This window comes from Nibrella saemangeumensis, from assembly GCF_039541915.1.
Lineage (GTDB): Bacteria > Bacteroidota > Bacteroidia > Cytophagales > Spirosomataceae > Nibrella > Nibrella saemangeumensis.
Genome location: NZ_BAABHD010000080.1, coordinates 58,660 through 78,761 on the forward strand (window position 1 = coordinate 58,660; position 20,102 = coordinate 78,761).

At 53.8% G+C, this 20,102-nt stretch carries 11 protein-coding genes; 3 read left to right on the forward strand and 8 right to left on the reverse strand.

Going from position 1 to position 20,102, the window contains the following annotated elements:
* Position 1: 1 nt before the first annotated feature.
* From ABD949_RS23745 to ABD949_RS23755, 3 genes are all read right to left on the reverse strand, one after another.
* Entirely contained in the window at positions 2-1,579 is a 1,578-nt protein-coding gene (locus ABD949_RS23745) for an ArnT family glycosyltransferase (RefSeq protein ID WP_345247671.1), read from the reverse strand.
* Between the two features lie 146 nt (positions 1,580-1,725).
* A complete protein-coding gene (locus ABD949_RS23750; RefSeq protein ID WP_345247673.1) occupies positions 1,726-2,172 on the reverse strand; it encodes a hypothetical protein in 447 nt (148 codons plus the stop codon).
* Between the two features lie 110 nt (positions 2,173-2,282).
* Complete coding sequence (locus tag ABD949_RS23755) at positions 2,283-2,765, reverse strand: hypothetical protein (protein ID WP_345247675.1); 483 nt, start codon at positions 2,763-2,765, stop codon at positions 2,283-2,285.
* Between the two features lie 113 nt (positions 2,766-2,878).
* On the opposite strand from ABD949_RS23755, the gene ABD949_RS23760 reads away from it, so the two are divergent.
* A complete protein-coding gene (locus tag ABD949_RS23760; RefSeq protein ID WP_345247677.1) occupies positions 2,879-5,263 on the forward strand; it encodes a TonB-dependent receptor plug domain-containing protein in 2,385 nt (794 codons plus the stop codon).
* Positions 5,264-5,520: 257 nt separating this feature from the next.
* Here the strand turns inward: ABD949_RS23760 and ABD949_RS23765 are convergent, their stop codons facing one another.
* The 3 genes from ABD949_RS23765 to ABD949_RS23775 are packed head-to-tail and all read right to left on the reverse strand — an operon-like array spanning position 5,521 to position 10,586.
* Positions 5,521-5,988: a hypothetical protein gene (locus tag ABD949_RS23765; RefSeq protein WP_345247679.1), complete on the reverse strand. Its 468-nt coding sequence runs from the start codon at positions 5,986-5,988 to the stop codon at positions 5,521-5,523.
* A 10-nt stretch (positions 5,989-5,998) separates the two neighbouring features.
* Complete coding sequence (locus ABD949_RS23770; protein WP_345247681.1) at positions 5,999-7,426, reverse strand: SusD/RagB family nutrient-binding outer membrane lipoprotein; 1,428 nt, start codon at positions 7,424-7,426, stop codon at positions 5,999-6,001.
* Between the two features lie 19 nt (positions 7,427-7,445).
* Positions 7,446-10,586, reverse strand: coding sequence for a SusC/RagA family TonB-linked outer membrane protein (locus ABD949_RS23775; RefSeq protein WP_345247683.1), 3,141 nt, complete (start codon positions 10,584-10,586; stop codon positions 7,446-7,448).
* Positions 10,587-11,231: 645 nt separating this feature from the next.
* Between ABD949_RS23775 and ABD949_RS23780 the strand changes: the two genes are divergently transcribed.
* Both ABD949_RS23780 and ABD949_RS23785 read left to right on the forward strand, forming a co-directional pair.
* The gene (locus ABD949_RS23780) at positions 11,232-14,420 is read left to right on the forward strand and encodes a SusC/RagA family TonB-linked outer membrane protein (RefSeq protein ID WP_345247685.1); all 3,189 of its coding nucleotides are present in this window, start codon (positions 11,232-11,234) and stop codon (positions 14,418-14,420) included.
* 21 nt (positions 14,421-14,441) lie between these two features.
* Positions 14,442-15,974, forward strand: coding sequence for a SusD/RagB family nutrient-binding outer membrane lipoprotein (locus tag ABD949_RS23785; protein ID WP_345247687.1), 1,533 nt, complete (start codon positions 14,442-14,444; stop codon positions 15,972-15,974).
* 83 nt (positions 15,975-16,057) lie between these two features.
* Here ABD949_RS23785 and ABD949_RS23790 read toward each other — a convergent pair whose 3' ends face one another.
* Positions 16,058-17,548 carry a glycoside hydrolase family 130 protein gene (locus ABD949_RS23790; protein WP_345247689.1) on the reverse strand — a complete coding sequence of 497 codons (1,491 nt, stop codon included), beginning with the start codon at positions 17,546-17,548 and terminating at the stop codon, positions 16,058-16,060.
* A gap of 137 nt (positions 17,549-17,685) precedes the next feature.
* On the reverse strand, positions 17,686-19,974 hold the full coding sequence (locus ABD949_RS23795; RefSeq protein WP_345247691.1) for a glycosyltransferase family 4 protein: 2,289 nt from the start codon (positions 19,972-19,974) through the stop codon (positions 17,686-17,688).
* Between the last annotated feature and the right edge of the window lie 128 nt (positions 19,975-20,102).

The window sequence follows — 20,102 nt, forward strand, 5'->3', positions numbered from 1 at the left end:
ACTAGCGCTGGGAGATGCTCTCGCGTCGCTCTAAAATTACGGTGGTTGGCCGTTCAAACAGATCACGACGCTGATGAACGACTAACAGGTAGGGCAGGCTGCTGAGTTCCACCAGATGGTCTGTGCGGCTGATTACCCTCGTTTCCGGGTGAGCCAGCAACTGCCGGTGCAACTGCTCGGGGGTTTCCAGCAGCGGGATACACCGGTTCAGGTAAAACACAAACGCGGGGTTAAAATGCTTATACCCCACCACGGGCTGGCGCCCCGCCAGTGACGGCAGCGTTACCTGCACCGGGTTTTCACGATCAACTACCGGATAAGCCAATCCATACAACACCCAGGCAGAAACCATAAAGGCGCCAGCAATCGTCAGCAAAGCCGGCCGAAGGTGCTGTCTCCGGAGGAAATGCAGCATCAGCAACACGCCCATGGGCAATAGCATAAATAATCCGCCTGCCCAGGCAACATGGCTGAGGTGTGGGTCCAGATACAGCGCCAGGGCAATACCAGCCGGCAGCAGCAACATGATTACCGCCACGACGTTAAAGCTGATCCGGGTTGCCGGCGCGGTACGCCAGCCCTGGGTCAGCCGGGCCAGTTCATCGCCCAGCAGTACGGCCAGAAACGGATAAGCCGGTACCGTATAATTGGGCAGCTTGGTCCCGGAGAACATAAAGAAGCCGACGATTACCCCGGCTACCGTGAGGCAAAACAAACCAAACGAATTTTCCCGTCGCTGTTGCACTGCCCGCCGAAGGGCCTGCGGCAAAAAGGCCGAGAATGGCAGCAGCCCTACCAGTACATAAAGCACGGGCAAGCCGAAGAACCCGCCATGCCCCTCCATCGCTGCGGCATAGCGGCCAACGTTATGTTTCATAAAAAACCCCTGCGTCCAGGCACCGTCCGTTTGCTGGTGCACCGCCCAGTACCAGGGAAGCGTCACCAGCGCAAATAGCAAAATTCCGCTAAATGGCCGCAGACGACCTACTTTTGACCATGACCACTGTCGGGAAACAGTCAGATACGCCACCGCCGTTAGTACCGGCAAGAGCAGGGCTACCGGGCCTTTAGCCAATGCACCCAAACCCATACCCATCCAGGTGGCCAAAGCCCATTTGGCCTTCCCGGTTTTCAGGGCCTCGTAGCCGCTCCAGAACGCCAGCGTCAGGCAGGCAATCAGGTAGGGATCAGGCACCGACATCCGGAACTGCACCGAAAAATGCAGCGACGCCAGCAACACCAGCGCCGACCAGGTGGCCGCCTGCCGGCTCAGGTTACGCTCCGCCATCCGGAACGTCATCAGAATAACCAGTGCGCCCATCAGACCGGAGCCCAGGCGCGCGGCAAAGCCGTTTACGCCGAAGAGCCGATAGGCCAGCATCATGACGTAATAATGAAGCGGAGGTTTATCGGTGCGAAGCTCACCGTTGAAGGTGGGTACGATCCAGTCGTGGCGGGCGAGCATTTCGCGGGCGCACTGGGCGTTCTTGGTCTCATCCAGTCCATAAAGCATGGTACTGTCGTTGAACCCTATCAAAAAAACAAAGCTTCCCATGGACAGGAGTACCAGCCTGAGCATACTGAAGAAGGGTAGATCCGGGCCGAAAGATATACGCTAAACCTCAGATTACCACACGCAACAAGGTATGCCCTGGCTATCAACGCCTGTTAAACATAAAAGCGGACTCCGTAGGGTCCGCTTTTATGTTTGCAAAGAAAATAGGCTTACATCCGATCCATTCCACGGGGCCGGGTGTTCGACATATCTTCATCATGATCGGTGCGGGTATTCCAGTCGGCATCGTCTACGCGGCTGGCACCCATATCATGGTCCTGATTCCGGTAAGCCACTCTCGGCGAATCTTCATCAGTTACCATTTCGTCTTCCTCCATAGTCGGCTGCCCCCAGGACGCCCGGCGAGCCTCGTCAATATCGGCCCGGCTGGGTGTATTCTCCGTGTCGCTGTCCGATATTTCAGCTTCGGCTTTAGCGTTCATAGTATCCTCCGGTACATTCGGTGTATTCGTATCAATCCGGTTGGATGTCTGTTGATCGCGAATGTCAAAATCACTTAACTGAATCATGCCGGGGGCCATACCCATGGTATTATGACTCCGCCGGGCCGCGTGAGACTCCGTCGTCTCTTTACGGGATTTGCTTGTCAGGCTCATAACGTTGTTATTTTAAGGAGTTGCCGTAAACGGTCAACCCGGGTTTCACATGTAATAATCAAACCTGTGCCAAATTCGTACCAAACCTAATTTAACACCCCATTGCGGGTTTAATAGGTCGGGCGGTGCGTAGTAGAAGTCCCTGTTTGGGAAATTTCATCCTCAGCTTCTTCCTGGGTAGCCCCGCCTTCACGGGCATCCCACTCCGTTGTGCGCCCATCCTGCTCTTTAGCGGCCTCCTGCGCCTTAGGCGCCGGAGTATCTTCGGCGGAGGCATAGTCGTCGGGACCGTGGGTCGTTACGTCAACCGTAGCGGTCTTAGACTGCTCACTCTGGCCGGTCACACTTTTCAGCCCTTCTTCGGTCACCTCCATCGTGCTGTTATCCCGGTCACCCATCCGAATTACGCCGTTCTGGCTGTCCATATCCATACCACCCAGAAAACGGTCATTGCGACCATCCTGAGCTACGTCTTCTGTTTCGTCACCCGGTCCCATTGCGTTCGCCACGTTCTCAAACTCATCGTGTTTGCCAACGTCGCGCTGCGTGGTTTTCTGGGTGTAGATATCGTCTTTTTCTTCGTCGCTTTTCATAACGTTGATCTGCCTTTTGGTTAAATTATAACTGTTTCGTCCCCGAAAAGTTTGTATTTTGTCGGTTGCAGCCCTGTGTCATTCATTTCTTAATAACCTGGTTTAACCCGTTGATGAAATACCTGTTTACCTTTATTTTCCTGCTTTTTACCCTGTCGGGGCGGAGCCAGCGCCTGACGGTACTGGACCAGCAATCCCGGCATCCCCTCGAAAACGCCGAAGTGCGGACCCAGCTAGAAACTCACTTCACCAGCAAAGCCGGTCAGGTTACGCTCTCCGACTCTTTACATGCCATCACTATCCACCGGGTAGGGTACCGGCCGGTACGGCTGAACTGGGATCAGATTCGCCGGCAGGCATACACGGTTTTCCTTTCTGAAGATGCCGTACAGATTAATGAGGTCGTAGTCTCGGCCAGCCGGATCGCTCAGCCGCAGAGTCAGGTAGCTCAGCCCGTGCGGGTAATCAACCGCAGTGACATCCGGTTTCTGAACCAGCCGACCACTGCCGAGGTATTGCAGCAGAGCGGCCAGGTACTGGTGCAGAAAAGCCAGCTGGGCGGTGGCAGCCCGATTCTGCGCGGGTTTGAAGCCAATAAAGTACTGCTGGTCGTCGACGGCATCCGGATGAACAATGCGGTGTACCGGGGCGGGCACCTGCAAAATATCCTGACGGTCGATAACAGCATACTCGAAAAGGCCGAGGTAGCCCTGGGTCCCGGCTCCGTGCAATACGGCAGCGATGCGCTGGGGGGCGTTATCTATCTGCAAACCCTTACCCCTATAGCCGGGATGGTTGCACAGGGGAACGCCTTTGCCCGCTACAGTACCGCAGCCGCTGAGAAAACCCTCCATGCTGATAATGCCTTCAGCACCGGCCGATGGGCTTTGGCGACCAGCGTTACCGGCTCCGACTTCGGTGACCTTCGGCAGGGGAATAGGCGTCCGGCCCGCATCGGCAGCCTGGGACTGCGCCCGTTCTACGCCGGCCGGGAAACGAATACCGATGTGCTGCTATCGAACCCCGATCCGAATAAACAGACACCCTCCGGGTATAAACAGGTCGACCTGTTGCAGAAAGTTCTCTTTCAGCCTGCTGAGCGCACCAGTCACCTGCTGAACGTGCAGTACTCGACAACCTCGGATATTCCGCGCTACGATCGATTATCAGAGGTTGACGGTCAGGGACGGTTACGACACGCCCAGTGGTACTACGGCCCGCAGGAGCGACTGCTCACGGCCTATACCTTCATGCGCAGAATGGAACAGGGTATGGCCGATAACCTCCAGGTAATTGCCGCCTACCAGACCATTGAAGAGAGCCGCCACAACCGGCGATTCGGCAACAACACGCTTCAGCACCGCATTGAGCGGCTGGGTATCTGGACTTTAAACGCCGACCTGCAAAAGAAGATTAGCCCCGCACACGATCTCCGGTACGGACTGGAAGCTACCTACAACAACGTGCAGTCAACGGCCTACGGCGAAAATATCCTGACCAGCATGCAGACACCGCTGGATACCCGTTACCCGGACGGCGGTTCGGATACGCAATCGCTGTCGGCGTACGTATCCGGCACGGTCGCTGTCAGCACTCGCTCGTCGTTCTGTTACGGAGCCCGCTACGGGCTAAACCGTCTGTACGCCCGCTTTTCCGACAAGACCTTTTTTCCGTTTCCGTTCGGGGAGGTCACCCAGCGCAATGCTGCGCTCACGGGCAGCCTGGGCTGGGTAACGCGCCTGCCGGGTAACTGGCGGCTGGCAGCATCGCTGGCGTCGGGGTATCGGGTTCCCAATGTCGATGATCTGGCGAAGGTTTTTGAATCCGTTGTCGGCACACTCATCGTACCCAATCCCAGCCTGAAGCCCGAACGGACTTACAATGCCGACGCCGGCATTCAGAAACGTCTCGGAGAGCGGTTTACCCTGGAGGCCGAAGGTTTTTACACTCGCTACGCGCAAGCCATCACCACGCAGCCTGCCACCCTGAACGGACAAGCGACGGTGCTGTACAACGGCCGCGCCAGCCGGGTAGTGATGCAAACCAATGCCCAGCAGGCCTACCTCTACGGGTTCAGCACACGGCTGACTGCACAGTTCACCAGCGCGCTCTCAGCTTATGGCAACCTCAGTTATACCTACGGGCGCATCAAAACCGATACCACCGATTACCCGCTCGATCATATTCCGCCCCTGTTTGGGCAGGCCGGGTTGCGGTGGCAGCAGAAGCAGTTTCGAGCCGAAGCCAACGTGCTTTTCAATGGAGCCAAACAACTTAACGATTATAACCTGATTGGGGAAGACAACATCGTATACGCTACTCCGCAGGGCATGCCGGGCTGGTATACGGTTAACCTGCGGAGCAGCTATCAGCTCAGCCGGCTGCTACTGGTTCAGGTTAATCTGGAAAATCTGCTGGACCGAAATTACCGCGTTTTTGCCTCGGGCATCAGCGCACCGGGCCGTAACCTGATTGCCACTGTTCGGGTTACCTGGTAGCAACTCATGTTCATTTTTGACCGCAAAAAAAATTAACGTCCAATTATTTGTACATTTCAAACAAAAATTTTTATTTTGGTAATCGACAATCAGACGAGAGCCAGACATAAAAGACTAAATAGTTGGATAAAGCGTAATAAAAAAGCGGGTCGACTTTGTTGACCCGCTTTTTCTTTGTCTTTTAATTTCCGTCTACTTCTTATCCCACCACACACGGGTCGACAGCACATCGGCTCCCTGCCGGGCAATTACCGCATCTACTGCGTCCTCGCTAGAATACGTAATTGCCCTTTTCTGGCTTTCATTGGCGTGTAGGTAATAATAAGCGGCTCCCGGCCTTCGTAAAAATCACCTATGTGGTTCAAATCTACGCGGCCCATTATCCTGAATTGCTTGTATTTTGCCAGCCGAGTATGTAGGTCAACGGTGGCTGAGTCATCCACGAAGCCTTGCAGCAGAATCTGGAAGTTAACCAAGCCTTTTCCTGTTACAGCAAACTCATAGGGTTTGGAAGCATCTTCAACTACGAACAATTTGAACGATCGGTCTTTTTTTCCTTGCTCCTCTAATTCTTTAAACTTGTAAACTAAATAGCCTACAATGCAAAGTCCTATCAAAAAACCAATAACTTTTTTTTGGCGCATAGATCGAGTGGCTATCAACCCTATATATAAAACGTAGACCTGCGTCAGCCCGACAAGATCGGGCTGACGCAGGTCTACCATTAACGCCTATTTACTGCTTATCCCACCACACACGGGTCGACAGCACGTCGGCTCCCTGCCGGGCAATTACCTCGTTGTAGTTGTTCAGGTTCAGCGTAGACTCTGTAGTCGGGTATGCCAGTCGCCGGGGTACATCCGTCAGGTTATTGAACGGATTCTTGGCTGGTGTCAACACCGGGAAACCCGTCCGGCGCCATTCAGCCCAGGCTTCGTTCCCATTGTAGAACAGTACAATCCAACGCTGCATGGCAATCTGCTCGATCGCTTTAGCGTCGTTGTAAGCAATATCCGGCTGAGCCAGGTAAGCTGCATAAGCGGCTTCCGTGTACACCCCGTACATTTCCATCGAAGCCTTAATGGCCTCTTCGTAGAGTTTCTTCGGATCTTCCGCGGTCCAGCCCAGCTTAGCGGCTTCGGCGCGGGCCAGCAGAATCTGCGCGTACGTAACCACATTGACCGGCGAGTTTTGCTGACGCAGGGTCGATGCCGCCAGGGAGACGCCTTGCGCCGTCCAGGCTACCGGAAACACCGCGTACGGAACTCCTACGTAGTCGCCGTTGATATTCTTTTCGGCCAGGGCCGGCAGACGCGGATCACTGGTTTTCTTCAGGTAATCAACAAACGTGTTGCTCACGGCATAATCTTTCCGATTAGTCGTGATGTAGTTGTTATACAGGGGGTGCTCGTTGTTGGCTTCGGCCAGGTAGCGGTACGTCACATTATCGGCATTAGACGTCAGCACGCCGTCGGCCAACGCGGCCGCAAACTCAGCCTTACCTTTCGCCGGATCTACTTTCGACAACCGCAGGGCAGCAATAGCCCGCAGCGAGTTGGCAAACTTCTTCCAGCGCGCTACGTTACCACCGAGCAGAATATCGCCCTGCACCGTTGCCCCGCCGTCAAACTGCGCTACGGCTTCTTTCCACTCCTTAAACAGGTCGTTGTAGATGTCCTGCTGCTTGTCAAACTTCGGGGTGAAGTTCTTATTGCCTTTTAGAGCCTCCGAATACGGAATATCGCCCCAGCGGTCGGTCAGGCTTTGGAAGTAATATGCCTTCAGAATCCGGGCAATGGCGATCTGGTTGTTGTTGGAACCATTGGCGGCAGCCGCAACTTTGGTTTCCGGATTGGTGTTCAGATCGATGATGTACTGAAGGTTGTTCAGTGGCCCGGCATACCAGGTGTTGTAATCAAAGTTGACCGTCCGGTACCGCGACTCCTCAATATACGTTACATCACCGAACTGTTGCACATACAGCGCCGGCACGATATTGGTAACGGCAGTACCTACGTTCCGCATGGCTCCCGTCAGCAGGCTGGCGGTATTCGGGTTGGCCGGGTTATTGGGGCTCACGTTCATGTCCCCAAAGTCGTTGCAGGCTGTTGCGGCCATCAACAAACCGGCAAGTACCAGTGATTTATGCACTAATTTTTTCATGTGATCTTGAGAAAAAGAATTAGAAACCAAGTCTCAGGTTGATACCAAACGAGCGAACCGGCGGCAACTGACCACCTTCCGTCCAGAACGATTCGGCTTCTGAGATATCGACACCACCGCCTACGGCATTGTAGATCAGCAGCGGGTTACGGGCAATAAACGCTACCGTTGCCGACTTCACCCGGTTACCCAGAATGCGCCGGGGCAGCGTATAGCCCAGATACACTTCGCGCAGCTTCACAAACGTCTGGTCGTACATCCAGTACTCGTGCAGCGCAAACAGGTTCGCGTAGAAATCCTGGGTTTCAACACGGTTGGTATTTGGTGTACCGTCGGCGTTGACACCATCGATCAGCAGGCCACCCCCGTTGGCTACGGGATCGCGCTTCGGCTTGCCCAGTTCGTTGTTACCCACGGTTTCGGCACCCAGACCCGAGTAGGCGTTGAACATCCGCGTCACGGAGAAGAACTTACCGCCTACAATAAAGTCGGTGTTCACCCGCATGGTCAGGTTCTTGTAGGTAAGCGTGTTCAGCAAACCACCTTTAAACTGGGGCAGTACGGAGCCCAGCGGCTGGTTCAGGTCATACTGGTACTGGCCATTCAGCAGAACGGGCACACCGGCGTCGTTGCGCCGGATCTTCCGGCCTACAAACAGACCCCAGTCTTCGCCTTCGCGGGCGTTGATGGTCAGACCCCGCCAGGTAGAACCCAGTTGGTAGTTAGTCAGACCCGGCGACAGTTCAACCACTTTTGAGCGGCTGCGGTCGACGTTCAGGTCAATGTCCCAGTTGAACCCATCTGCAGAGCGGACCGGGTTGGCGTACAGGTGCAGTTCAAGACCCGTGGTCCGGATCAGACCCGCGTTGATATAAGCATTGCTGTAACCACTGGTCGGTGCCACCGGCAGCGGAATGATCTGGTTCTTGTTGTCATTCCGGTAAGCCGTAAATTCCAGACCCAGCCGGTTGTTAAGGAACTTCAGATCAATACCTCCTTCGTACGACGAAGTCAAGCCCGGCTTCAGGTTCTCGTTCGGCAGCAGCGTCGGCAGATACTGCGTAGGACTGCTCTGGTACGGGTTACCGGTAAGGTACGTCAGAGCGGTCTGGTACGGCCCTACGTCGGTACCCACCTGGGCGTAACCACCCCGGATTTTGCCGTAGGTCAGTACGTTGTTCTGCGGCAGCAGATCAGAGAAGATCAAACTCCCCGAAATAGCCGGATACAGGTACGAGTTGTTGGCTTTCGGCAGGGTCGACGACCAGTCGTTCCGGATCGACGCTTCGATGAAGGCAATGTTGTTGTAACCTAAGCTAACATTACCAAACAAGCTGTTTACCCGGCGCTCGAAGAGTTGGTTGGTAACGTTCGGCCGGTCTTTGGAAGCTGCGATATTAAAGAAGCCGGGGGTAGTCAGACCACCAACGGTTTGCTGCCCAAAGTTGTTGACCCGGTTGTAGCGGATATTACCACCACCGTTGGCAACCACCGAAATCTTGTCGAAGGTTTTGTTAAAGCTCGCAATGGCTTCGTAGTTGTTCTCAACCGCGTTCTGTACAAAGTTGGCAAAACCACCCCGGCCGGCCTCATTCAGCGTACCGTAAGCAATCCGGCCTTCCTGCGCATACTGGCGCTGGTCGCGACGCGCCACCAGGTTCAGCGACAGAAAGTCGGTAAACTTGTAGTTCAGACCCAGGTCGCCAAACAAGCGGTTATCCCGACGTTCGTTGGTATTTTCGTATACCTGCGTGTAGGGGCTATCCCAGTATTTTGGTTTAGGATCCAGCGGACCGCCAATGTTCCAGCTCCGGAAGGTACCGTCTGGGTTCTTGTAATTGCGCAGGTCTTCAATCCGAAGCTGGCGCTGGAACCACTGGTTGAATGAACCGACGGTCTGGTTAAAACCATTCAATAAACCACCTGATGAGCCATAATCGTCGGCCGGTACGTTAACGCCCCGCGTAGACGTATAATTGAAATTCAGGTTAGCAGTCAGATTCCGGGCGAAGGTCAGTGAGTTTTTGGTACTGACGAAATCGCGGGTCTGCCGGCTGTTGGGAATGATACCGTTGTTGATGATGTGCGTGTACGAAATCCGGGACTGAAAATCTTCGGTACCGCGGGAGAAAGCGATGTTGGTGTTATTGCTGACCGGCTTCTCAAAGAAATCACGTACGTTGTTCGGCTGCGGAGAGAACGGTGTCAACTGCCCGAACTCCGGCCCCTGCTGCCAGGAAGCGGCTGACCGGTGCGGAGAGCCATCCAGGCGCGGCCCCCAGCTCTCGTCGGCCGAGTAGTCCAGAATCTTCTGACCGTTAAATGCCTGCCAGGCGGCCGGGTGAATGGCCGGGTTGAACTGGAAGGTATCCCAATCCTGCGAATAACCGCCACCGTACTCGTTCTGGTACTTTGGCAGCATACCTACCATATCCAGCGTGGTGCTGTGGTTGATATCGAGCCGGGTGTCACCCGCTTTTGCCCGCTTAGTGGTAATGACAATAACACCACCGGCGGCCCGGTTCCCGTACAGCGCGGTAGCGGCCGGGCCTTTCAGCACGGTCAGTTGCTCCACATCGTCCATGTTAACCTGGTTGATGTCGGTCGGCGTACCATCCACCACGTACAGCGGGTCGCCACCAGACAGGGTATTGACCCCGCGAATCCGGATGCTGGGAGAGCCAAACTTAGCGCCTGACTGACCTAATACCTGCACTCCGGCAATTTTACCAGCCAGGGCATTGGCTACGTTCGGGTCACGGGCAATATTCAGCTTTTCCTGTGAAATAGCCTGTACCGATGAACCCAGCGACCGCTTATCGCGGCCAATGTTCAGGGCCGTTACAACGACCTCCTCCAGTTGGGAAGCATCACTGACCAGCCGTACATCAACAACTGACTGATTGCCTACGGCTACTTCCTGGGTCGTAAAACCAATAAAGCTGAATACGAGTCGGGCTCCGGCCGGCACATTTAAACGGTACTGACCATTGGCATCTGAGCTGGTACCGCGCGTGGTACCTTTTACGGAGATGTTTACACCTGGTAACGCTGAACCGTCTTCTGAGGAGGTGACTCTACCGCTGATTGCCCGGTCCTGGGCTAATAGGGGCAGACTCAACATGCACAGCAGAAGCTGCACAATTAGAAGTCTTCGCATAAATGATGAGTGTTTAGTAGAGATTAAGAAATAATTAGAAAACTAAATCTCAAAAGTGAAAAAAAAGCAGAACACTACAAAATTTGGGTAATATAAATTTTTGCCGAACAATTTTATCTCTTACACCCCTTGACGCCATCATAATATGCTTTTTCAAATGACGAGCAAGCCATAAAAGGCAAAATACCGTTATAAGGGGCTTTTACCCTGGTAAAGCTATTGCATTAAAAATAGATTAAAGGTAGAAAACCAACGAATCATCATGAAAGCGCCTGTAGGAAATGCGCCGTTTAAAGATTTAACCCCTCTACGCCGATTGTTTATTAAAAAGAGATTAAAGTTGGAGGGTTCTATTCGTATAGTGTGGAGCGATCATGTAATTCACCGGCTTAAATCCCTTTAAAATCCAAAATTTAAATGCATAGCTTTTTGCATTTAACCCATTGATAAATAAACATTTTTAATAGATACCATAAACGGAATTTATCAATTCTTTTAAAAAATATTCAAATAGGTATACTATATATAAATCTTTTACCTATTTTTTAAACAAATCCAGCTTATTGCACTAGCATTTGCAAAAAAAATTTATACGATTACATTTGTGCCACTTCAAAATAATCATTCACATTTTTCTTAACCTACATGCGAAAACTTCTACTCAGTAGCTGGCTACTGGCGATGGTCCTCTGTCTGCCTGTACTGGCGCAGAACGTTACAGTGACGGGTCGTGTAACGACCGCAGAAGATGGCTCGGCGCTCCCCGGCGTTAGTGTGCTCATCAAAGGAACCACGCGGGGAACTACCACCGACCAGAATGGTGACTACCGGCTCACGGCTGCAAAAGGGGACATCCTCCAAGTGAGCTTTATCGGTTTCTCTACCGAAAGCGTAAAGCTGGAAAACCAGACCACCATCAACTTTACGTTGAAACCCGATGCTTCTCAGCTTCAGGAGGTTGTAGTAACGGCTCAGGGTATACGGAAAAGCCAGCGGGAAATTGGTTACGCCGTATCCAAAGTGCAGACGGAAGACGTTACCGTGGGCCGCTCTCCGCAACTGGCCCAGGCCCTCTCCGGGAAAGTAACAGGTCTGGCCGTGTACAACATCAACAACAGCGTTGATCCCTCCGTGAAGATCGTTCTGCGCGGGTACCGGTCGCTGACCGGTAACAACGAAGCGCTGGTGATCCTGGACGGTATGCAGACTACGTCGACGATACTGGCCCTGATCAATCCGAACGATATTGAGTCGGTAACGGTCCTGAAAGGTGGCCAGGCGGCTACCCTCTACGGCTCGGCGGGTATCAACGGGGCGTTGGTTATTACGACCAAAAAAGGGACAAAGGGTAAACTCAGGGTTTCGGTATCCAACAGTACCAACTTTGACCAGATCAGTTTTCTGCCCCAGTTTCAGGATCAATACGGCTCTGGTTCCCACTACTACCAGTCGTACGGCACGGCCGGCTACAGCAACGACCACCTGGTTCGGATGAAAGCCAACTGGCGTTCGTACGAAAACCAGCAGTTTGGCGATCCGTTCGACGGCTCTATGCGCATTATGGGTCGTACGGTCGAGGACGGCAGCCAGTACATTATCCCGTACGCGGCCGTTCCGAACGGCCGCTTCAAGGCGTTCGACACCGGTGTTTCGGTCAACAACCAGGTTAGCTTCCAGGGTGGCGACGAAACCAGTTCGTTCTACCTGTCGGCCGAAAATCAGAAGATTCAGGGCATTGTCCCCCACGACAAAAGCGACCGGACCGGTATTCGCCTGTCGGCCACGAAAGAGTCGGGTAAGCTAAAGACCGGTTTCAATGCCTCGTATACCCAGGCAGCCTACGACCGGACGGGCGCTGACTTTTACTTCGACGTGATCAACCAGCCGGCCAACCTGCCGCTGAACGACCTGAGAGACTGGCAGAACAACAAGTTCGCCAACCCCAACGGCTTCTACAACGACTACTACAACAACCCGTATTTCAACGCCGACAACAACCGCCTGAAGTACAAGGACGCCAACATCAGCGGTAACCTGAACCTGACCTATGAGGCAACGCCCTGGCTGATGTTTGTGGAGCGGATCGGGGTAATGAACAATTCCCGGACGGGGAAGAACACGGTCGGTAAATTCCTGTATTCAGACTGGGCCAAAACAAAATCGTTTATTCCCGCTCCCTGGTTCCGGGATGGTGACGGTACGGGTATCTACCGCGCTATCACCGACAACCTGGGCAGCGTGTCTGACTACTCAGGAACAGAAAACGTGATCAACAACGAATTCCAGGCCCACCTGACTAAGGATTTCGGTCCGTTCTCGAACAAACTGATTTTGGGTCACAGTGTATATCAGCGCTACACCAAATTGATCTCAGTAGGCTCCAGCTCCATTGTGGTACCGGACGTTTACAACGTAGCCAACCGCCAGGGTGAGCTGACTGGTGGTGAGTCCAACACGCTGGAGCGCCGGTATGGCTATTACGCCGACCTGACCTCGAACTACCGCAACTGGCTGATCCTGAACGGCACGTTCCGGTACGATGCCACCTCGCGGTTCTACAAGGCAGATCGCCCGGCCAATATGTGGTCGTTCCCGTACTATGGGGTAGCGGTATCGTTCATTCCGACCGATGCGTTCCCGAACGTCAAGAGTTCATTCCTGAACTTCGCCAAGTTGCGGGCCAGCTACAACAAGAACGCCAACGATAATATCCCGCTATATGGTCTGGACCTGGTATACGGCAACGGGGCCAACTTCCCGTACGGCAACACGGTGGGTCTGACGGTCGGTAACACCCTGCCGGATGCGAACCTGAAGCCCGAGATCGTATATAGCGCCGAGGTGGGTGGTGAGTTCCAGCTATTGAACAACCGGATCAACCTGGATGTATCGGCTTACACCTCCAACTCAAAAGGCCAGGTGATTACCGTACGGGTGCCGAATTCAACGGGTTTCAGCAACCTGCTGATCAACGTGGGCGAAACCAAAAACTGGGGTTACGAAGCGGAACTGAAGTACCTGATTGCCCGGGGCGGTAAGTTTACCTGGGATGCCAGCGTGCGCTACTCGTACAACGATAACAAAGTACTTAGCCTGTATCCGGGCATTACCGAGTTCCAGTACGGTGGCTATTCATACGCCAACACCAACGTAATTGTAGGATCCAGGTTTCCGATGCTGAAGACCGACGGCTACCAGTACGCCCCCGATGGTTCCGGCTACCGGCTGGTCAACGCCACAACGGGCTATCCGCTGCGTCAGACTACACTGTCGTCACGTGGTGGTACCCTGCCCCGGCACATTGCCGGTTTAGGCTCAAAGATGGAGTATGGCGACTTTGCCTTTACGTTTAACTTCGAATACCGCGGTGGCAATGTTATGTTCAGCGACCTGGGTCGTCAGATGACCTTTACCGGTGCCGGTAAGTGGACCGAAAATCGCGCTCCGCATATCTTCCCGAACTCAGCGTACCTGGATTCAGACGGCAAAGTGATACCAAACACCACGGTCAACGTGCGCGAAGCCGAATATGGCCTGTGGGTAGACAGCTACCGCCTGATTTCAGAAAACTTCGTAAACAACGCCTGGTTCATCAAGCTGCGCGATATTAACCTGTCGTACCGCCTGCCGCAAAACCTGCTGACCAAAACCCGGCTGTTCTCGACCGCCAGCATTGCACTATACGGCCGGAACCTGTTTACCATCGTGGATAAGATGAACTACTACACGGATCCTGAGTTCAGTTTCACCACGGGTAACGGTCAGGGCATCAACAATACCGGTCAGACTCCGCCGGTTCGTCAGTATGGTGTGAACATCAACCTCGGTTTCTAAAAAATTAATTATCAGTTTACCATGAAAGTAAAGTCATTCATCATAATCGCGTTTGTAGCGGTGGCCGGGGCAGCTTGTAACAAGACGTTCCTGGACGTCAATACAAACCCCAATACCTTGCCTACGGCATCGCCCAACTTTGTTTTTACGAATGCCGTCAACACGGCTACCTCGGTCAATAACATGCTGGGCGTAAATGAAATTGGCTCGTACTGGGCCGGCCACTGGACGCAGTCGAACGGATACATAATCAATAACGCCCAGTTTGGTTATAACTTTACCAACGGCGATTTCAACTATTGGGATAGCTATTACGATAACCTGCAGGATTTCCAGTTCGTAATTGACAATGCCGACGCCTACAACCAGAAGTTCCTGAAAGGCCCGGCCAAGGTGATGAAAGCCATGCTGTTTCAGCAGTTGGTGGATATGTACGGCAACGTACCTTTCTCCGAGGCCTTGAAAGGCAGCAAAGTGCTGGCACCGAAGTTCGATGACCAGAAAGCCGTTTACGAAGCGCTGACCCCCCTGCTGGACGAAGCCATTGCCGACCTGAAAGCCAATCCGTTTTCCAGTGCCTTCACCGGCTCCGATCTGGTATTCCGGGGCAATACCACCAAGTGGGCTCAGTTTGCCAACTCCCTTAAAATGCGGATTCTGATGCGTCAGTCACGTGTGCAGGGTAGAGAATCATACATCAAGACCGAGATCAACAAAATCGTGACGGAAGGCTCTGGCTTTATTACGGGCGAAGACGTGGGCGTAGGTGGCTCTACCTTTTACCTGGCAACCGCCGGCAAGCTGAATCCGATCTACGACCGCTGGGGTTACGACGCCAACGGAGCCAAGCGGGCCCTGAACAACTACCCCCGCCCGACGAAGTTTCTGATCGACAACCTCAAAGCCAGTGGTGACACCCTGCGCATGAAGCGCATTGCCTACGCAAACGGTGGAGAGAACGGCTCGAACCCCGGCGTGAGTACCCGCGCCGAAATCGCGGCTAATTACTCGGGAACACCCTTTGGTGCCAGTTCGGGATACTTACCGGCCAATACCACCTCCGTGGGCCCAAGCCTGCTGGTGAAAGGTGAGTTTAACCGGGCGTTTATTCTGATGACCGCGGCTGAAGTGCAGTTCCTGCTGGCCGAGGCAAAGCAGCGTTACAGTGATGTTACCCTGCAGGGTACTCCGCAATCTTACTTTGAAGCCGGTATTGCGCAGTCGTTCCGTACACTGGGTGTTAAAGGCTTCACGGGTACAGAGTTCAAAGGTAGTGGCGTCAAAAATTACGACTGGGCGGCTTCGTCTGATAAGCTCGAAGCGATTGCGTACCAGAAGTGGCTTGCGCTGGTTAACTTCAGCGGGCTGGAAGCCTGGTCGGAATACCGCCGGACCAACCTGCCAGCTACCCCGCAGAGTATGCAGGTCGTAGACACCAAGCGTCCGCTCCGGTTCTATTACCCGAACACGGAGTCCGGCTCCAACGGCGACAACGTAAAAGCACAGGGTAACATCGACGCCCTGGCAACCCGCCTGTTCTGGGATGTTGACTAAGCAGGCATAAGGACTCACAAAAACAAAAGAGGTTACCGCAGGGATAACCTCTTTTGTTTTTGTATAGATATCACCTGCTATGGCTATTGGGAAACCTGAAGCGCTACCTCCTCCATTTTGTCGGCTCCGGTAAGCACCTTCAGCAACTCCTGTACGTTCACCGTTGCAAAACTGCTGGCGTAGTCAGACATGGCGTAGGGAATAATCAGGTCATTGTTGTGGATAAGGCCCCCGCAGCTATACACCACATTGGGCACGTAGCCCTCGCGTTCGTTTTCGTCGGGGCTCAGCAGCGGCTCCTTTAGCCGGCCAATTACTTTCGACGGATCATTCAGGTCCAGCAGCACCGCTCCAATGGAGTATTTCCGCATGGCCCCTACCCCGTGTGTCAGCACCAGCCAGCCGGCTTCGGTTTCAATGGGGGAGCCGCAGTTACCCAACTGGACGAACTCCCAGTGGTAAGTCGGCTTCATAATCAACTCTTTGGTTTGCCAGAAATACAGATCGTCGGAATACATGAGGTAAATATTCTCCCCGTCCTGCCGCGACAACATGGCGTACCGGCCGTTGATCTTTCGCGGGAACAGCGCCATCCCCTTGTTTTGCACCTCAGCTCCATTTAACGTACTGATTTTAAAACGAATAAAATCGCTGGTGGCTAGTAGCTGCGGAAACGTAACCCGGCCGTTGTAGGCGGTATAGGTCGCGTAGTAGGTTACGGTACCATCGTCGTCAGTAAACTGCACAAAGCGGGCGTCTTCGATTCCGTTGGTTTCGTTGGGCGAGGTCGGGAAAATACAGCGTTCGTCCAGACTCTCATCATTGTCGAAGTCCAGTTCGTAATTCGATCTGGCCAGGGCCAGAATACCGCCGGCAATGGTTTCATACTCGGCATTGTAGCGGTACTGCGACGTGACGCGTTTGACGGTAGCCTCCAGTTCCTGCTGGGTAAATTCATCGCCGAGGCCGAACATCATTTTCTCGGTAATGCTGTTCGACAGCCGGAGTTCGTACAGCTTGCGCTCAAACGACGCCCGGTAAAAAATAGGATTGGGCAGAATATCCGGCGAGGTGACATACCGCGACGGTTTCCGCAGAATGATCTTACCGTCCTGATCAATGTAACCCATGCGGAAGGAGATCGATGAAATATGGCCTTCGCCCGTAGCCCGCAGACTCAGAATAAAGCGTTTGAAACCAGGCGGCACATTCGTCTGATCGGGGTGCCAGATCATGGAGGGGTTGAATAAAGCGGCCGACTCCAGTGAATACTCCATGGTGAAGTACGCCCCTAGTAGCAGTTTGCGTTCCTGAGTCAGCACTTCATCGGTCAGCAGGTGCGGGCGCATCTGCTCAAAGCGGTTCAGCAGGTATCGCTCCATTTTATAGTGGCGGCTGCCGAATTCGCGGTTTACTTCGGTTAATTTCTGCGCTACCTCCTCTTCCGTCATGGCGTTGACCCTGGCAATAATTTTCAGGGTGCGCATTGTACTCCCAAAATCAAAGGGACGAAACAACACACGGGTCGGGTCGGGCCGCAGGACAATACCGGTACGGGTTGCTCTGATACTCATCTGCCTCAGCTATATGGGTTATCTGTGGTTCAGGGATGGCGTATAGTATGAATTACCAACTGTAACTACCAGAAAACCGCTCTGGTTAATGATTTACCTAAAAACTAAACCTGTTGCGTGCTTATTGCCTGACCAGGTTAAACTATGTTCGACGAAAGCTGGGGAGTACCCGCCAACTGCCGCTGGGCAATATGGAGTTCGGTCAGCGACAACAGGTACGACAGTGTCGATTCGGCCCCCTGGTTCCGGTTAACCCGGTCGATGTGCAGTCCGTCCCGGCAGCCGCCCGTCTGCGAATCATACAGGGGCAGGCTCAGGTCATTCTGACCCATAAACCACGTATAAACGCTGAGGGCCTGCCGGTACCAGTCGCCATCGCCGGTTAGTTCATAAGCAGCCAGGCAGGCCGAGATCGTGCTGTGGGCCTCAACCGGTTGCTGGTCATAATAAGCACGGGGTTGTCCTTTTACGTAAAACCCATTGCACCCGATCGGCTGGAAGTGGCCGGTTTCGGCCGTTTGCAGGTCCATCAGCCAGCGCAGGGAACGCAGACCGGCCTCGATCATGGCCTGATCGTCGGACAGCAGCAGGGCGTGCGGCAGTTTGGCGTTGTCGTACGTCAGGCTTTCCTCAAACCACGGCCAGTCATCCGTAGCGGTTGCGTTGAAGAGGAGCATCAGTTTCTCCAGCAGTTGCTGATGAATGGTTTTGATCAGGCGGTCATTGCTGAATTTCTTCCGGTATTCGCTGATGCCCAGCAGCACAAAGGCCCAGGTTCTGGGCGATGTCATATCGGCAACATGAGGCAGCACGTTTTCAAACATGCCCATAGCCCAGGTAATCAGGTTCTGGTCCCGGCTCCGCCCGATGCAGGCCCCCAGCGCCCAGATTGCCCGGCCGGTGCTGTCTTCAGAACCAACCTCTTCGAGCCAGCGCCGGTCGTAGCCCATAAAATTGCGAAACCGCCGGTATTCCGGAGAATAGGCATAATTCAGGAAAGCGGCATACGTATCGGTCAGGGCAGAAAGCTTCCGGTCGGCCAGCCCGCTTGCTTCGAGCATCAGGGTCAGGACCAGGGCCCGCGCATTATCGTCAGTGCAGTAGCCTTCTTCGTTGCAGGGCAGGTGAAAGCGGGCGTGCTGGATAATGCCGGTATCGTCGGATAAGCGGAACAGGTGGTCGGTGCGAACAGCCGGCAGATTGAACCAGTCGGTTGTCTCCGGCTTTTGCAGAACCTGCCGGCGGCTGGAGCGCTGGTGCGCCTGCGAGAACGTGTCGCCATAGCGCCCGATTACCCGCTCCCAGATCATATCGCGACCCATCATATACCCTTTCTTGCGCATGGTATGACGGAGCGTCTCATCCTCCAGCAGGTGGATAATACTATCGGCAATGGCCTCCGAATCACCAAATGGCACCAAAATACCCCGGCCGTCGCTGAGCAGTTCCTCGGCATGCCAGTAGGGAGTCGATACCACGGCTTTGCCGCAGCCGAAGGCATACGACAACGTACCGGAGGTAATCTGCGCCGGGTTCAGGTAGGGCGTAACATAGATATCCGTGGCCCCCAGGTATTCGAGCAGGTCGGGTAGTTCGACAAAGCGGTTGGTAAACTGCACGTGCTCCGCCACTCCGCATTCGACAGCCAGTTGCTGCAGGCTTTCGCGGTAGACCTCCCCCTGTTCGCGCACCAGGTTAGGGTGAGTTGCGCCCAATACGGTGTACACCACGTTGGGAAACTGCGCAACAATGCGGGGCAGCGCCCGGATTACATTTTCGATGCCTTTGTTGGGCGACAGCAACCCGAAGGTCAGCAACATCTGCTTGCCCTCCATGCCAAAATGATCTTTGTAGAAGTGCGGATCAACGAAGGGCATGTCGGGAACGCCGTGCGGAATCAGGTCGATCTTCTCTTCCGGAATGCCATAAATCGTCGTCAGAAACCCTTTTCCCTTCTCGGTCATGCAGACAACGCGGGCCGAGAGACCGGCAATGCTCCGCAGCACCTCCAGTTGGTCCTGATCCGGATTTTCAAGAATGGTATGGAAGGTAGTAACTACCGGTGCCCTCAGGTTTTGCAGCAGCGTCAGGATGTAGTTGCCGGCCGGACCGCCAAAGATTCCGTACTCATGCTGCAGACAGACGACTTCCACGTTTTTGGTATTCAGAAACTCGGCGGCTTTCCCGTACGACTCCTGACGGTGCTGGTAGAACTCGTACCGAACCTCATCCGGATAGGCGTACCCTTTGGGCGTATCATTGACCGAAACCACAATGGGGTTGGCGTCGGGAAAAAACTGGTGGTAAGACTGGTAAAGGTCTGCCGTAAAGGTGGCAATACCGCATTGGCGGGGGAGGTAATCGCCCACAAAGGCGACATTTTTCGGGTAGTGGCTTCCCAATATGTTACTATTTTCAGCATTCATAGCATTGAAATGGCTAACCAGATTACGGCAACGTATATAACTATTTTTAGACGCAGTCGTATGCTTACTGTAAGCAGCAAAAAGCTCCCTTTGTTCAGAAAAGCAAAAGAAATTTCTGTTAATTACGA

Excerpts from the sequence above, each read along its gene's own strand:
- ABD949_RS23745 (WP_345247671.1), bottom strand. The coding sequence starts at position 1,579 with ATGCTCAGGCTGGTACTCCTGTCCATGGGAAGCTTTGTTTTTTTGATA.
- ABD949_RS23750 (WP_345247673.1), bottom strand. The coding sequence starts at position 2,172 with ATGAGCCTGACAAGCAAATCCCGTAAAGAGACGACGGAGTCTCACGCG.
- ABD949_RS23755 (WP_345247675.1), bottom strand. The coding sequence starts at position 2,765 with ATGAAAAGCGACGAAGAAAAAGACGATATCTACACCCAGAAAACCACG.
- ABD949_RS23760 (WP_345247677.1), top strand. The coding sequence starts at position 2,879 with ATGAAATACCTGTTTACCTTTATTTTCCTGCTTTTTACCCTGTCGGGG.
- ABD949_RS23765 (WP_345247679.1), bottom strand. The coding sequence starts at position 5,988 with ATGGTAGACCTGCGTCAGCCCGATCTTGTCGGGCTGACGCAGGTCTAC.
- ABD949_RS23770 (WP_345247681.1), bottom strand. The coding sequence starts at position 7,426 with ATGAAAAAATTAGTGCATAAATCACTGGTACTTGCCGGTTTGTTGATG.
- ABD949_RS23775 (WP_345247683.1), bottom strand. The coding sequence starts at position 10,586 with ATGCGAAGACTTCTAATTGTGCAGCTTCTGCTGTGCATGTTGAGTCTG.
- ABD949_RS23780 (WP_345247685.1), top strand. The coding sequence starts at position 11,232 with ATGCGAAAACTTCTACTCAGTAGCTGGCTACTGGCGATGGTCCTCTGT.
- ABD949_RS23785 (WP_345247687.1), top strand. The coding sequence starts at position 14,442 with ATGAAAGTAAAGTCATTCATCATAATCGCGTTTGTAGCGGTGGCCGGG.
- ABD949_RS23790 (WP_345247689.1), bottom strand. The coding sequence starts at position 17,548 with ATGAGTATCAGAGCAACCCGTACCGGTATTGTCCTGCGGCCCGACCCG.
- ABD949_RS23795 (WP_345247691.1), bottom strand. The coding sequence starts at position 19,974 with ATGAATGCTGAAAATAGTAACATATTGGGAAGCCACTACCCGAAAAAT.